14 protein-coding genes are annotated in these 13865 nt (G+C 75.7%); 6 read left to right on the top strand and 8 right to left on the bottom strand.

The window, feature by feature from the left end; translation table 11 throughout:
- The first annotated feature begins 1 nt into the window (after position 1).
- From ACWIYF_RS05300 to ACWIYF_RS05290, 3 genes are read left to right on the top strand one after another with little or no spacing between them, the layout of a single operon-like run.
- Complete coding sequence (locus ACWIYF_RS05300) at positions 2 to 1156, top strand: outer membrane protein assembly factor BamB family protein (protein WP_448627071.1); 1155 nt, start codon at positions 2 to 4, stop codon at positions 1154 to 1156.
- A gap of 36 nt (positions 1157 to 1192) precedes the next feature.
- Positions 1193 to 2119 (top strand): alpha/beta fold hydrolase, encoded by a 927-nt coding sequence (locus ACWIYF_RS05295; RefSeq protein ID WP_448627070.1) that lies wholly within the window; start codon positions 1193 to 1195, stop codon positions 2117 to 2119.
- On the top strand, positions 2119 to 2973 hold the full coding sequence (locus tag ACWIYF_RS05290) for an oxygenase MpaB family protein (RefSeq protein ID WP_448627069.1): 855 nt from the start codon (positions 2119 to 2121) through the stop codon (positions 2971 to 2973). The genes ACWIYF_RS05295 and ACWIYF_RS05290 overlap by 1 nt, the downstream gene beginning before the upstream one ends.
- Here ACWIYF_RS05290 and ACWIYF_RS05285 read toward each other — a convergent pair.
- Positions 2940 to 3842, bottom strand: coding sequence for a LysR family transcriptional regulator ArgP (locus tag ACWIYF_RS05285; protein WP_448627068.1), 903 nt, complete (start codon positions 3840 to 3842; stop codon positions 2940 to 2942). The two genes, ACWIYF_RS05290 and ACWIYF_RS05285, sit on opposite strands and share 34 nt — an antisense overlap.
- 70 nt (positions 3843 to 3912) lie before the next feature.
- On the opposite strand from ACWIYF_RS05285, the gene ACWIYF_RS05280 reads away from it, so the two are divergent.
- On the top strand, positions 3913 to 4545 hold the full coding sequence (locus ACWIYF_RS05280; RefSeq protein WP_448627067.1) for a LysE/ArgO family amino acid transporter: 633 nt from the start codon (positions 3913 to 3915) through the stop codon (positions 4543 to 4545).
- A 4-nt stretch (positions 4546 to 4549) separates the two neighbouring features.
- Here the strand turns inward: ACWIYF_RS05280 and ACWIYF_RS05275 are convergent, their stop codons facing one another.
- From ACWIYF_RS05275 to ACWIYF_RS05255, 5 genes are all read right to left on the bottom strand, one after another.
- A complete protein-coding gene (locus ACWIYF_RS05275) occupies positions 4550 to 5398 on the bottom strand; it encodes a RecB family exonuclease (protein ID WP_448627066.1) in 849 nt (282 codons plus the stop codon).
- 35 nt (positions 5399 to 5433) lie between these two features.
- Entirely contained in the window at positions 5434 to 6291 is an 858-nt protein-coding gene (locus ACWIYF_RS05270) for a PHP domain-containing protein (RefSeq protein WP_448627065.1), read from the bottom strand.
- A 52-nt stretch (positions 6292 to 6343) separates the two neighbouring features.
- The gene (locus tag ACWIYF_RS05265) at positions 6344 to 7015 is read right to left on the bottom strand and encodes a PH domain-containing protein (protein ID WP_448627064.1); all 672 of its coding nucleotides are present in this window, start codon (positions 7013 to 7015) and stop codon (positions 6344 to 6346) included.
- Position 7016: 1 nt separating this feature from the next.
- Positions 7017 to 7175, bottom strand: a complete 159-nt coding sequence (locus ACWIYF_RS05260; RefSeq protein ID WP_448627063.1) for a hypothetical protein — start codon at positions 7173 to 7175, stop codon at positions 7017 to 7019.
- Between the two features lie 157 nt (positions 7176 to 7332).
- Complete coding sequence (locus tag ACWIYF_RS05255) at positions 7333 to 7956, bottom strand: DUF6758 family protein (protein ID WP_448627062.1); 624 nt, start codon at positions 7954 to 7956, stop codon at positions 7333 to 7335.
- A 92-nt stretch (positions 7957 to 8048) separates the two neighbouring features.
- On the opposite strand from ACWIYF_RS05255, the gene ACWIYF_RS05250 reads away from it, so the two are divergent.
- The gene (locus ACWIYF_RS05250) at positions 8049 to 8486 is read left to right on the top strand and encodes an NUDIX hydrolase (protein ID WP_448627061.1); all 438 of its coding nucleotides are present in this window, start codon (positions 8049 to 8051) and stop codon (positions 8484 to 8486) included.
- A 1-nt stretch (position 8487) separates the two neighbouring features.
- Here ACWIYF_RS05250 and ACWIYF_RS05245 read toward each other — a convergent pair whose 3' ends face one another.
- The gene (locus ACWIYF_RS05245; RefSeq protein WP_448627060.1) at positions 8488 to 8997 is read right to left on the bottom strand and encodes a MaoC family dehydratase; all 510 of its coding nucleotides are present in this window, start codon (positions 8995 to 8997) and stop codon (positions 8488 to 8490) included.
- A gap of 207 nt (positions 8998 to 9204) precedes the next feature.
- Positions 9205 to 9498 carry a WXG100 family type VII secretion target gene (locus ACWIYF_RS05240; RefSeq protein WP_448627059.1) on the bottom strand — a complete coding sequence of 98 codons (294 nt, stop codon included), beginning with the start codon at positions 9496 to 9498 and terminating at the stop codon, positions 9205 to 9207.
- Between the two features lie 153 nt (positions 9499 to 9651).
- Here ACWIYF_RS05240 and ACWIYF_RS05235 point away from each other — a divergent pair, with 153 nt between their 5' ends.
- Entirely contained in the window at positions 9652 to 13863 is a 4212-nt protein-coding gene (locus ACWIYF_RS05235) for an FtsK/SpoIIIE domain-containing protein (RefSeq protein ID WP_448627058.1), read from the top strand.
- The last annotated feature ends 2 nt before the right edge of the window (positions 13864 to 13865 follow it).

Genomic DNA, 13865 nt, shown 5'->3' with positions numbered 1-13865 from the left:
GGTGCCCGCGCTGCGCCGCCCGCCGGTGCGGGTGTGGGTCTGGACGGCGGCCACCCTCGCGCTGGCCGTGGTCGCCGTCCTGCTGTGGCGCGGCTCCGACGCGGCCGCCACGTCCCGCTCGACCACCTCGCCGGCCGCCGACCCCACCGGGTCGCCGGCCGGCGAGCTGGCGCAGGCGTGGTCCGCGCCCGCCGACGGGCTGCCCCGCCAGGTGGTCGAGAGCGGCCGGGTGATGATCGGTGACCGGCACGGCGTCGCGGCCCTCGACCCGGTCACCGGCGAGCAGGCCTGGCACTACACGCGCAGCAACGCCCGGCTGTGCGGGCTGGCCGCCACCGACGGCATCGTGGTCGCCGTCTACCGCACGGAGGTCCGCTGCGACGAGGTCGTCGGGCTGCGCGCGGACACCGGCGTCTACGCCTGGACGCGGAGCGTCGACTTCGACTCCGACGTCACCCTGACCAGCACCCGCAACGTGGTGCTGGCGGTCAGCCGCGGCAGCGTCGTCGTCATCGACCCGGTAGGCGACAACATCCGCTGGCGCTACAGCCCGGAGGACTGCCGCATCATCGGCGCGACCGCCGGTACCTCGGGCGTCGCCGTCCTGCAGCGCTGCTCCGGCAATCCCACGCCCCGCGTGCGGCTCGTCGACGCCGCCGCCGGCAAGGCCCAGTGGACCCGGGACGTCCCGGTCGAGGATGGCCAGGAGATCGCGCTCGCCGGCGCCGACTGGGGCGTGAGCCTCGTCGTCGGCGACGAGCTGCAGGTCCTCGCCGCCGGGGACGGCGCGGTCGCGGCCACCGAGCCGCTGCCCGAGTCCGGCGCCGACGAGCCACCGGTGTCCGCCGTCGCCGGCCCCGTCGTCCTGGCGTGGGCGCACGGCACCCTCGTCGCGCGGGCCACCGACCTCGGCGACATCCTCTGGCAGCGGCCGGCGCTGGGGCTGCCCGCGGTGGTCGACGGCGGGCTCAAGGTCGGCGTCGGCACGGCGCCGCTGTACGTCCCCGAGGAGAGCGGCTTCGTCGTCCGCGAGCCCCTGTCCGGGGAGGAGGTCGCCCGGGCGGCGGTCGACGGGCTGCCGGCGGGCGGCACGAGCACGCCGGTCGGTGACGTGGTCGTCTACCGGCTGCCCGACCGGGTGATCGCCTACCGATAGGCGGCATCCGCGGCCGCGGCGAGGTTCACTGGGGCCATGGTCCTGCCCGGTGGCACCTCCGACGCCGTCCCGCTGTCCATCGCCCCCACCGACCTGCGCCAGCTCGCCGACCACGACGCGGCGCACCGCAGGTTCGCGGGGGGCGCCGGTCCGCTGGTCGCGCTGGACACCGGTCCCGCCGACGGCGGCACCGTGCTGCTCGTCGCCGGCTACACCGGCAGCAAGGAGGACTTCGCTCCCCTGCTCCGCCCGCTGTGCGCCTCCGGGTACCGCGCCGTCGCGCTCGACCAGCGCGGCCAGTACGAGTCGCCGGGCCCCGACGACCCGGGCGCCTACACCATGGCCGAGCTGGCCGCCGACCTCATCGCCGTGGCCCGCGTCCTGCGCGCGGAGAACCCCGGCCCGCTGCACCTGCTCGGCCACAGCTTCGGCGGGCTGGTCACCCGCGCCGCCGTCCTCGCCGAGCCGGCGCTGTTCACCTCGCTGACCCTGCTCGGGTCGGGGCCGGCGAAGCTGACCGGCCCGCGCGCCGACCTGCTCGAGCACCTCGGCCCGCTGCTGGACGCCGGCGGCGTGCCGGCGGTGCACGAGGCGATGGAGCAGCTGGCGATGACCGATCCCAAGGCGCAGGCGGTGCCCGCGCCCACCCGGGCGTTCCTCACCCGCCGGTTCCTCGCCAACAGCGCCGCCGGGCTGCGCGGCATGGCCGACACGATGACCACCGAACCGGACCGGGTCGCCGAGCTCGCCGCGACCGGCGTGCCGGTGCTCGTCGCGCACGGCGTCGCCGACGACGCGTGGACCCCGGAGGCACAGGCCGACATGGCGGCCCGGCTGGGCGCCCGGCACGAGGTGATCCCCGGATCGATCCACTCCCCCTCCATCGAGAACCCCCAGCGCACCCTGGGGGTCCTCCTCGACTTCTGGGCCGGCCTCGCGGTGTCGGACTCCTCGGTGGCCTGATGACATCGGCACGCGACTTCACCGACGAGGAGGACCGCCTCGGGTTCTTCGGACCCGAGAGCATCACCTGGCGGGTGCACAGCGACCCCTCGTTCTCCGTCGCCGGGCTGCGCGCGCTGCTGCTGCAGGCCCTGCACCCGGTCGCCATGGACGGCGTCGCGCGCAACTCCGACGCCCGCCGCGACCCGTGGCCGCGGCTGGCCCGCACCGCCGCCTACGTCGACACCCTGACCTACGGCACCCGCCGGGAGGCCCTGCGGGCGGTGCGCCGGGTGCGCGGCCTGCACCGCCGGCTGGGCGGCACGGAGGAGACCACCGGCCGCACCTACCGCGTCGACGATCCCGACCTGCTGCTCTGGGTCCACTGCTGCGAGGTCGACTCGCTGCTGTCGGTCGCCCGCCGGGCCGGCGTGCCGCTCACCGACGAGGACGCCGACCGGTACGTCGCCGAGCAGGTGACCGCGGCGGTGCTGATCGGCGCGGTGGAGGACGACGTGCCCCGCTCGGTCGCCGAGCTCGCGACCTACTTCGAGCGGCTCCGCCCGTCGCTGGCCGTGACCCCCGCCGCCCGCGAGGCCGCGCGGCTCGTGCTGCTGCCCCCGATGCCCGCGTGGGTGCGGTTCCTGACCCCTGCCCGCCCGGCGTGGGGCACCCTGGCCGCGCTCTCCTTCGCGACGCTGCCGCGCTGGGCGCGGCGGATGTACTCCATGCCCGGTCTCGGGCTCACCGACGCGGCGACGACCGCGGCGCTGCGGGCCTTCCGGCAGGCGACGCTGGCGCTGCCGCAGCGGGCGCGCCGCTCACCGATCGTGTGGGCCGGCTACGAGCGGGTGGCGGGACCGCTGTCCGCCTGATCCAGCCGGCTGCGGGCTGCGGCCAGGACGGCCTCACGGACGCGGTCGAGGCTCGCCGACCGCAGCTTCCACTGCTGCCAGTGCAGGATGACGTCGATGCCGCCGTCGGGGTCGAGGTCGACCAGGCCGTCGCCGCTGCGCAGCTGCTGGTCCGGGAGCATGCCCCAGCCCAGGCCCTGGGCGACCGCCGCGAGGTAGTCCGCCGAGGCGGGGACGTAGTGCGCCGGCGGGACGTCGGACACGCCACGGGACCGAAGGTAGCGGTGCTCCAGGTCGTCGTGCCGGTCGAAGACGACGACCGGCGCCCGCCGCAACGCCTCCGCCGTCGGCCCGTCGCGGAACCACCGGCCGGCGAAGGCCCCCGACGCCATCGGGCGGTAGCGCATCCCGCCCAGCCGGGTGACCGTGCAGCCGGGCACCGGATCGGCCTCGCTGGTGACCGCGGCCATGACGGCCCCGGCGCGCAGCAGGGCGCTGGTGTGCTCCTGGTCCTCGCGGTGCAGGTCGAAGGTGAACTCGGCGGCCAGCGGCGCGAGCGCCGGCAGCACCCAGGTGGCCATCGAGTCGGCGTTGACCGCGATCGGCAGGCTCGGCGGCCGGTCGCCGTCACCGGCCCCGCCGAGCTCGCGGACGGCGTCCGCGGTGAGCAGGGCGACCTGCCGGGCCAGGCGCAGCACCGCCTGGCCGGACTCGGTGACCTGCACCGGCTTGGTGCGCACCAGCAGCACCCGCCCGGCGGCGATCTCCAGTGCACGCAGCCGCTGGCTGATCGCAGACGGCGTGACGTGCAGCGCGCGGGCGGCCGCCTCCAGCGTGCCCTCGCGCACGGTCGCGTCCAACGCTCGCAGCTGGGAGAGGTCGAAGTCCATGAAGCGACTCTAATGATGCTTGCGAATCATGAACTGGACGCTCGACGTCGCTCTTCCTACCGTCGTTCTCGTGCTCGACACTCCGGCCCTGCTCGCCCTCGCCTCCGGACTCGCGCTGGGTCTCGGGCTGATCGTGGCGATCGGCGCCCAGAACGCGTTCGTGCTCCGGCAGGGACTGCGGCTCGAGCACGTGACCGCCGTGGTCGCGGTGTGCACGGTCTCCGACATCACGCTGATCGGAGCCGGGGTGCTGGGCGCGGGGGCGGCGCTGTCACAGATGCCGTGGTTGATCCCGGTGGTGTGCTTCGCCGGGGCGGCCTTCCTGCTCGCCTACGGGCTGTTGGCGGCCCGGCGGGCGCTGCGGCCGGGGGCGCTGCTGCCCTCCGCCGCGGGCGCCCGCACCGGGCTGGCGGTCACCGTCGGCACCTGCCTGGCGCTGACCTGGCTGAACCCGCACGTCTACCTGGACACCGTCGTGCTGCTCGGCTCGATGTCGTCGACCTACGGCGAGCACCGCTGGCAGTTCGCGGCCGGTGCCGGGCTGGGCAGCCTCGCGTGGTTCACGGGGCTCGGCTACGGCGCCCGCCTGCTGCGGCCGGTCTTCGCGCGGCCGGCCGCGTGGCGGGTGCTCGACGGCGCGATCGCCGTCGTCATGACCGTGCTGGGCGTCTCGCTGGCCGTCCGCGGGGTCACCGGAGCCTGACCGCTCAGATCTGCTCGTCCTCGGCGAGGAAGCTCCACGTCTCGCGCGGCGGGGTCGCCGCCTGGCCGGCCGGGCAGCTGGGCCGGAAGTCGCACCAGCCGCACTGCCGCCCGGGGACGGCGGGGAACGCCTCGTCGGGGTTCTGCCCGGCGTCCATGGCCGCGGTGGCCGCGCCGATGTCGGCGGCGACGTCCTCGGCGCGGCGGACGTGGTTGGCGAGGGATCGCTCGGTGTGCTCGAAGGCGGCGACGGTGCCGCTGGGCAGGTGGTGCAGCTCCACCCGCGAGCACGGCCGGCGCAGGGTCCGGCGCACACCGAGCACGTACGCGGCCAGCGCGGGTGACCCGCGGGCCTCGTCGTCGGTGCTCGGCGAGCGGCCGGTCTTGTAGTCGACGATCACCAGCTCGTCACCGCGCTGGTCGATGCGGTCCACCCGGCCGGACAGCGCCAGCCGCCCGGTGGTGCAGCCGACCGTGCGCTCGGTGCCGACCGGGTCGTCGGTGGGGTCGAGTCCGGCGACGTAGTCGGTCAGCCAGCCGGCGGCGCGGGCACGCCAGCGCGCGGCCTGCTCGTCGTCCCGGAACCCGACCGGGGACCACACGCTGTAGAGCAGCTGGCGGGCCGCCGCCGTCGTCCGCTTCCCGACCGGCAGCTCGTACCAGGACCGCAGCGCCGCGTGCACGGCCGCCCCGACGCTGTTGTGCGCCCAGGCCGGGCCCTTCGCCGGGGTGGGCCGGTCGACGTAGGTGTACCGGTAGCGCCGCGGGCAGTCGCTGAAGCAGGCCAGCTTGCTCGGCGTGGCCGGGAACAGTCGCTGGGGCATGCCCGGCATCTCCAGCTGGGCGGCACTCACGCTCCCACGCTAACCGGATCGGCGACGATTCCCGGTCAGTCGCGGAACGGCGCGCTGCCCGTGCCCGCGGCCAGGAGGGCCTCCAGCTGCTCGGGATCGGTGGTGCACGCGCCGATCGGCGTCGTCTTGTTGGTGCCGTGGTAGTCGCTGGAGCCGGTCATGATCAGACCCAGCTCCTTCGCCAGGCCGCGCAGGTGCTCGCGCTCCTCCTCGCTGTGGTCGGGGTGGTCGACCTCCAGACCGAGCAGGCCGGCGTCGGCCATCGCGCGGATCGCGTCGTCCCCGACGACCCGGCCGCGCTTGGTGGCCAGGCCGTGCGCGAAGACGGGGACGCCGCCGGCGGCGCGGACCAGGGCGATGCCCTCCCGGACGTCGGTGTCCCGCTTGGCGACGTAGTGCGGGCTGCGCGGGTGCAGCAGCGTCGCGAAGGCGGCATCGACCGAGTCGACGACGCCGGCCTGCACCAGGGCGCGCGCGATGTGCGGGCGCCCGACGACGCCGCCCTCGCTGGCCTCGACGATCCGCTCCCAGCTGATCGGGTAGCCGGCGGCGACCAGCGCCGCGGCGATCTTCTCGCCGCGGCCGAGCCGCTCCTCCCGCAGCCGGGTGCGCTCGCTCATCAGCCCGGGGTGCTCCGGGTCGAAGAGGTAGGCGAGCAGGTGCACGCTGATCGGCCGGTCGCCGTCGGGGAACCAGCGGCAGGACAGCTCCATGCCGGGGACGACGGTCAGCCCCGGCGGGCGGGCCGCCTCGGCCAGGACCCACCCATCGGTGGTGTCGTGGTCGGTGAGTGCGAGCACGTCGAGGCCCGCCGCGCGCGCGGTGGCCATCAGGGCGGCCGGGGTGTCGGTGCCGTCGGACACCGAGGAGTGGGTGTGCAGGTCGATCCGCATCGCGTCCACCCTGCCCCACCGGGTCGGCGGGCAATCGCGCCCTTCCTGCCGGTCAGCCCTCCGGCCGCGGGATCGGCTCGGTGTCCCGCCGTTCGACGTCGGGTGGAGGCGAGGGCGTCCGGCGGGGCGGCGGCGGTGGTTCCGCGTCGCCCAGGTCGTCGCCGCCGTCGCCGTTGTCGCCGGGGAAGAGCAGCTCGCTGAACTTCCGGTAGAGGACGTCGGCGTGCGGCAGGAACGTCACGCGGGACAGCGCCTGGGCCTGGCCGGCCGACTCGATGCGGAACGTGCCGTAGCCCAGCAGCTGCCCGAACAGTGTCTCCTGCCAGGTCAGGTCGGTGATCCGGCGGCGCGGCAGCAGCGTGACCGTGCGGACGATGACACCGGAGGTCAGCAGCATCCGGCGCGGCGTCACGATGAAGTGCCGCATGTACCACTCGGCTCCGCGCAGACCCAGGTAGCCCAGCCCCGCCACCAGCAGCAGGAGCCCGGTGATGCTGGTGAACCGGTTGTCGGGGTCGAGGGTGAGCACCCAGCCGCCGAGGACCAGCACGGGCAGCGACTTGGCGACCGGCTCGACGAGCGAGGCCCAGTGCCGGCGGGTGGCGATGACCACCTCCTCGCCCTCGAGGAGGTACTTGGCGACGTCCTTGCGGGCCCGGCGGCCCTCGTACATCGTCCGGGGAGGCTCGCTCTCCGGCGGGCGCCGCGCGGCCGGGCGGGTCATGTCAGACCAGGGAGCCGACGAAGTCCGCGAGGGAGGACGCGGCGTTCCCGAGCGCGGTGCCGGCGCTGCGGACCATCTGCGCCGAGGTCTCCGGGAACTTGATCACGTAGAAGACGACGAAGGCGACGACCAACCAGGCGATGACCTTCTTCAGGCTCACCGTCACCTCCCGGGACGCGCGGACGAGGACAGGCTCCAGCACCTGGAACCCGCGTGGACGAGGCCCACCGGGGGTGGCGAACCGCTTCGTCCCATGGGTAACACAGGACCCACCTGGCGCAGCCACGACGCGCCGACCCGGGTGCGGACCGCTCCCGTCACTTGCCCGGCAGCAGGTGCTCGCTCGGGGGCCCGAGCGGCAGATCGGGGTACAGGCGGTCGCGCAGGTCGAGCAGCTCCAGCTGCTCGGCGAGCAGCCAGGCGGCGTTCATCGGCCACATGACCAGCCACAGCCAGACGCCGTAGGCCTCCCCTACGAACGCGGCCCGGTCGTCGGTCGTCGGCACCGCCCACAGCGGCGCCCGCTGACCGGCGGCCTTGACGTCGACCGAGTTGGGTCCGGTGATGACGTCGCCCGGATCGAGACCCGGCAGGCCGGCGTAGCCGCAGCCGACGCCGGTGCCGGGCTCCTCGGCGACGAGCACGAGCTCGGCCGATCCGCCGAGCGGTGCGGGTCCGGCGGTGTCGACGACGATCGCGCGGGCGCCCGGCTCACCGCCCCAGGCCAGGCCGGTGACCGTCCAGCCGGTCGGCATCGGGTCGGGCACCCAGGCGGGCACGCGGGCGTCGGCGGTCACCGCCGCGATCGCGTCGTGCGCGATGAGGGCCGTGTGGTGCAGCGGGGTGACCGCACCGTGCACGTGGCACCAGGCCTGCGCGGTGTGGCCGGGGCGCACGACCAGTTGCTCTCCGCACCGAGGGCAGACCGGGGAGACGCTCATCGCGCATCACGGTCCTGGGAGCGAGAGGTTCCGTCAAGCGCAGCGGACGGCGGGGCGCTGGCCGCCGGTGCGGGGTGCGTAGCCTGCCGCGCATGGACGCCGCCGGACCCGCCGGCCACCTGGGCTCTGCCCCGGTGGTCCCCTGCGTCGGGGCGGTCGTCCGCGACGCGGCGGGCCGGCTGCTGCTCATCCGGCGGGGACAGGAGCCGAGCCGGGGGCTCTGGTCGCTGCCGGGCGGCCGGGTCGAGGCCGGTGAGACACCCGAGCAGGCCGTCGTACGCGAGGTGCGCGAGGAGACCGGCCTGCAGGTACGGGCCGGCGCGCCGGTCGGGCGGGTGCGCATCCCGGCCGGCGCGGTCGTCTACGACGTCGTCGACTTCGCGTGCACGCCGGTCGATCCCGCCGCGGTGCCCGTGGCGGGCGACGACGCCGACGCCGTGACGTGGGCCGCCCCGGACGCCCTCGGCGGGCTGGCCTGCACGCCCCGCCTGGTGGAGACCCTCCGCGACTGGGGCGTGCTGCCGGCCTGAGCTACTGCGTGCGGGCAGGCTCGGGACGACCCGGCTGCTCGCCGCCGCGGCTCTCGCCGTAGGAGCGCTTGGGCACCATCACCTTCCGCCGGAAGATGCAGACGACCGTGCCGTCCTGCTTGTAGCCGATGGTCTCGACGTGGACGATCCCGCGGTCGTCCTTGGACTTCGACTCGGTCTTGTCCAGCACGGTCGTCTCGCCGTAGATCGTGTCGCCGTGGAACGTCGGCGCGACGTGCCGCAACGACTCGATCTCCAGGTTGGCGATGGCCTTGCCCGACACATCAGGAACGCTCATGCCGAGCAGCAGGGAGTAGATGTAGTTGCCCACGACGACGTTCTTGCCGAAGTCGGTGGTCTCCTCCGCGTAGTGCACGTCCATGTGCAGCGGGTGGTGGTTCATCGTGATCAGGCAGAACAGGTGGTCGTCGTACTCCGTGACGGTCTTGCCGGGCCAGTGCTTGTAGACGGCCCCGACCTCGAACTCCTCGTAGTACCGGCCGAACTGCATCTGCTGCCTCCCGCTGTCGACGCGCGTGCGGTCACACGGCCGCCCGGGAGCACGAACCCACCGGGAGATCGGCGAGCCGCCTGCCCACCACGAAGCACCGGTGACCCGTCTGGACTGGCGGAGATCCTACGGTGCACCTCCCGGCCACCCCGCCCGGGCGTGAGCGACAGGGCGGCCGGCACCGCTCCACGTCCACCGCGGCCGGACTCAGATCAGCGCACCGATGCGGGCCGCCATGTCGGCCTCGTGCTGCTGGTAGGAAGCAGCGACGTTGTCCAGCAGGCCGCCCATGCCGTTGAGGGCGTCGGCCACGCCCTGGGCGGAGAGCCGCCACTGCTCGTACAGCTCGCTGAACCTCGCCGCGGCCTGACTGTCGGTCCAGCCGTCGAGCACCGACGCGTTGATGCTGCTGGACAGCGTGGCCTGCCGGCCGGTGGCGTCGGCCGCCTCCGCGCGGCACTGCCCGGCCATCGACTGCAGGGTGGCGATGTCGACCTTCACGGCTCCTCCTCCGATCCCGGGTCTTTCCCGGTCCGGCCGGAACGCTAGGTCGGCGGCGCCGGCCCTCCCCCGCGTCGTCCACAGGCGGCCCGGTCGTCCACAGGCGGTCGGTCGGGCGCCCGCGGGGCCGGGCACGCAGGTCACCATCCCCGGGTGATCGAGCCGCCCGCGTCCCGCCCGCAGCGCATCCCGCGCTCCTGGACCCTGTGCTCGTCCGACGGCGCCCTCGACGTGGAGGTGGTCGCGGAGGACGGCGAGCGGCTCAGCAGTGTCCTGCCGGTCCTCGCGCGGGAACTGGGGGTGTCCGTGCCGGCGCTCTGGTCGGGGTCGAGCCGGCTGCCCGACGAGCTCCCGCTGAGCTCACCGGAGCTGGCGCACGGGGCCGTGCTGGGGCTCGGGCGGCCCGGCCCGCGATCCCGCTCCGGTGAGCGTTCGAGCGCACTCGAGCTGCACGTCGTCGGCGGGCCGGAGGCGGGGCGCACCGTGCCGCTCGACCAGGGGCGGCACCTCCTCGGGCGTGGCGCGGACGCGACCCTCCGCCTGGACGACCCCGACGTGTCCCGCCGCCATGCACAGATCTCGGTCGGCGCCGGCCGGATCACCGTGACCGATCTGGGCTCGACCAACGGCACCCGCCTCGAGGGCCGGGAGCTGGGCGGGGAGCCGGAGGTCTGGCCGAGCGGAGCGGTTCTCCGCGTGGGCGCCAGCGCGGTCACCGTCCGCGGCCCGGAGGGCGCGGCCGCGTCGGTCGAGCAGGGGCCCGGTGGGCGGGCCCGGCTGCGCCCCTCACCGCGGCTGCTCGGGGCGCGGGACGAGGTGGCGGTGGAGTTCCCGCGCCCTCCCACGGCGCCGCCCCGACGCCGCCTGGCGTGGATCGCCATCGCGCTGCCCGCGCTGGGCGGGATCGCGATGGCGTGGCTGCTGCACACGCCCCAGTTCCTCTTCTTCGCCCTGCTCAGTCCGGTGGTCGCCCTCGGCACCTGGTTGTCCGAGCGGTGGTGGGGTCGCCGGGACGGACGGCGCGCCACCACCGCCCACGTGCTCGCGCTCTCGGAAGCGCAGACCCGCCTGGCCGACGCCGTCCGGGCCGACCGTCGAGCGGCCGAGACGGCCTGGCCGGACCTGGCGACCCTGACGACGGCGGCCCGCCGCCGGTCGAGCCGGCTGTGGGAGCGACGGCGGGCCGATCCGGACGCGCTGCAGATCCGGGTCGGTACGGGTCGCGGACCCACCGGCGTGACACGGGTACAGCCCGACGGTGAGCGGGTGCGCGAGCTCGCCGACGACCTCCCCGCCGTGGTCGACCTCCGCACCTGTGGGGGACTCGCCGTCACCGGTCCCCGAGCCCGGACGACGGGCGTGCTGGCGGCGGCGGTGGGCCAACTCGCGGTGCTCCACGGCCCCGACGAGCTGCAACTGGCCCTGGTCACCGACGCGGACGCCCTCCAGGACTGGCTGTGGCTGCGGTGGCTGCCGCACCTGGGCAGCACCGACGTGGCCCCCCGCCGGCCGATCGGCGGCGCGGATGCGCCCGACGAGCGCCTGCTGGGATGGGTGGCCGCAGCGGTCGCCGCCCGCCGAGCCGTCCTGGCCGAGCACGCCCCCGGTTCCGGCGCTCCCGGGCGGCTGCCCTGGCTGGTGGTCGTCGTCGATCGGCCCGTGGATCCGCGGGTGGCGGCCGCCCTGCGCGCCGCACGCGACGTCGGCGTCGCGGTCCTCACCTCGGCCCCGACGGCGGAGCAGCTGCCGGTCGCGGCCGACGCCGAGGTCCGCCTCTCGGGCGAGACCGGCGATCGCGCGACGCTGTGCCGCGCGGGATCGCCCGGGAACTCCTCCGTGGTCGTCGACCGGTTGCCGCGTCCGGCGGCCGCCGCGCTGGCCCGGGATCTCGCCGGCCTGGCGCCCTCCAGCGCCGCGGCGGCCCTGCCCCGCGAGGTACGCCTCCTCGACCTGTCCGGCGAAGGGCCGGGGCTGGACGACGGCAGGCGGCTCACCGGGCGGTGGTCGCGCTCCCGGGACTCGCTCGTGGCCACGATCGGCCGCACGGCCGACGGGCCGGTGCGGATCGACCTCTGCCGTCACGGTCCCCACGCGCTTGTGGCCGGCACCACCGGCTCCGGCAAGTCGGAACTGCTGCAGGCGTGGATCGCCGGGCTGGCGATGCACCACCCGCCCGACCGCTGCACGTTCCTCCTGGTCGACTACAAGGGCGGTGCGGCGTTCGCGGAGGCCGTGGCACTGCCGCACACCGTCGGGCTGGTCACCGACCTCGACCAGCAGTCGACCGAGCGGGCGCTGCGCTCCCTCGGCGCCGAGCTGACCAGACGCGAATCGCTGCTCGCAGAGCACGGCGTGGCCGACGTGTCGGCCCTGCCGGACGCCGTGGACCTCGCCCGGCTGGTCATCGTCGTCGACGAGTTCGCCACGTTGGCCGAGGAGCACCCGTCGTTCGTCGGTGGACTCGTCGGCATCGCGCAGCGGGGCCGCTCCCTCGGCGTGCACCTGGTGCTGGCCACCCAGCGCCCGGGCGGAGTGGTGTCGCCCGAGATCCGGGCCAACTGCAGCCTGCGGATCTGCCTGCGGACCACGGACGAGGCCGACTCCCGCGACGTCCTGGGCACGAGCCAGGCCGCCTTCCTCCCGGTCGACCTGCCGGGGCGCGCGTTCCTCCGGACCGGCAGCGCGGCTCCGGCCGAGGTGCAGATCGCCCGCGTCTCGGTGGCCGCGCCGGCGAGTGGGGCCGAGCCGCTCGCCCGCCGCTGGTCGTGGCCGTACGACGGCCGATCCCCTCGGCCGCCGGCGTCATCCTCTGCGGAGAGCGATCTCGCCCGGTTGGCCGGGGCGCTGCAACGGCACGCGAGCGAGAGCGGGAGCGGAAGCCCGCACCGGCCCTGGCAGCCGCCACTGCCGACACAGCTCGACGCAGCCGACCTCGACCTCGTCCGGACCACCCCGCTGCCGGACGACACCCGGCTGCGCATCGGGCTGGTCGACCGGCCCGACGTGCAGACCCAGGAGCCCCTCGAGCTCGACCTCGGTGCGGCCGGTGGCTGGCTCGCCGTCGGCGGTGCGCGCAGCGGGCGGACGACGTTGCTGCGGACGGTGCTCGCCGAGGCCGTCTGCCGGCGCAGCCCGGAGGACCTGCACGTCCACGTGCTCGACCACGGCGGCGGTGCGCTGGCGGCCGAGGCGGCGAGGCTGCCGCACGCGGGGACGACGATCGGGGCCGAGGACCCGCTGCGCACCGTGCGGCTGCTCGACCGGCTCGCCGAGGAGGTCGCCGCGCGGCGCGCCGGCTCGGGCTGGCCTGCCACGCCCGCGCTTCTGCTGCTCGTCGACGGGGTGGAGTCGCTGAGCACCCAGCTCGACGAGGCCGATCCCGCCCGTGGCTCGGCCGCGCTGCTCCGGCTGGTGCGCGACGGCGCCGCGGTCGGCCTCACCAGCGTGCTCACCGCCGACCGCGCCGTGCCGGGCGGTCGCCTGGCCGCGGCCGTCGACCGCCGGCTGGTGCTGCCCCTCCCGGACCGCGCCGACTACGCGGTGGCCGGCATTCCGACCCGCGCCGTCCCGGACGCCCGGCCACCCGGGCGGGCGCTGCTCGGCGAGGCCGCCGTCGAGTGCCAGCTCGCGATGCCCCGGCCGATGACCGGTGTGCGGGGGGAGCCGGCGCATGCGCTGCGGATCGTCGAGCTGCTCCCCGACCCCGAACTGCCCCTGCCGCAACACGCCGCTCCGGACGCCGCCGCCCGGTCGGTGCTCTCCGTGGCGATCGGCCCGGGCGGCGACGAGGGCGCGCCTCTGACCGTCGACCTCCACCGCACCGGCGGGCTGCTCGTCCTCGGTCCACCGGGCAGCGGACGCAGCAGCGCCCTGCGCGCGTTCGGTGCGCATCTGGCGCATGCGGGCGCGGCCGTGGTCGGCATCGGCGTGCAGTCCGGTGCGGGGGACGACGACGCTACCGGCATCCGGCGGCTCGACGTGCGCGAGCCGGCGCGCACCGCGGACGAGCTGGCCGACTGGCTGGCCGCCACCGCCGGGCGACCCCGTGTGGTGATCGTCGACGACCTCGCGCTGCTCGCGGACTCCCCCGTGCTGACCGGTCTGCCGGCACCCGGACCCGGCGAGCCCGTCGTCCTGCTCACCGCGGGGCAGGCCGCCGACGTGGCCCGGTACTACCAGGGCCCGCTGGCGGCCCTGCGCCGCAGCCGGTCCGGGCTGCTGCTCAACCCTGGGCCCGGTGACGCCGACGTCCTCGGCATCCGGCTGCCCCGCACTCCGGTACCGGTGCGGCCGGGCTCGGGCTGGCTGGTCGTCGGCGGGACCGCGGAGCGGGTGCAGGTCGCCCGCCGGCGGGTGCCCGCGTAGCC

Source organism: Geodermatophilus sp. URMC 64, assembly GCF_053502555.1.
Note: the sequence above shows the minus strand (reverse complement) of the source record. Positions and strands in the feature narration are given on the sequence as shown.

What these genes read in the sequence shown, in the direction of transcription:
- ACWIYF_RS05295 (WP_448627070.1), top strand. Translation starts at nt 1,193, where the DNA reads ATGGTCCTGCCCGGTGGCACCTCCGACGCCGTCCCGCTGTCCATCGCC.
- ACWIYF_RS05290 (WP_448627069.1), top strand. Translation starts at nt 2,119, where the DNA reads ATGACATCGGCACGCGACTTCACCGACGAGGAGGACCGCCTCGGGTTC.
- ACWIYF_RS05285 (WP_448627068.1), bottom strand. Translation starts at nt 3,842, where the DNA reads ATGGACTTCGACCTCTCCCAGCTGCGAGCGTTGGACGCGACCGTGCGC.
- ACWIYF_RS05270 (WP_448627065.1), bottom strand. Translation starts at nt 6,291, where the DNA reads ATGCGGATCGACCTGCACACCCACTCCTCGGTGTCCGACGGCACCGAC.
- ACWIYF_RS05265 (WP_448627064.1), bottom strand. Translation starts at nt 7,015, where the DNA reads ATGACCCGCCCGGCCGCGCGGCGCCCGCCGGAGAGCGAGCCTCCCCGG.
- ACWIYF_RS05255 (WP_448627062.1), bottom strand. Translation starts at nt 7,956, where the DNA reads ATGAGCGTCTCCCCGGTCTGCCCTCGGTGCGGAGAGCAACTGGTCGTG.
- ACWIYF_RS05250 (WP_448627061.1), top strand. Translation starts at nt 8,049, where the DNA reads ATGGACGCCGCCGGACCCGCCGGCCACCTGGGCTCTGCCCCGGTGGTC.
- ACWIYF_RS05245 (WP_448627060.1), bottom strand. Translation starts at nt 8,997, where the DNA reads ATGCAGTTCGGCCGGTACTACGAGGAGTTCGAGGTCGGGGCCGTCTAC.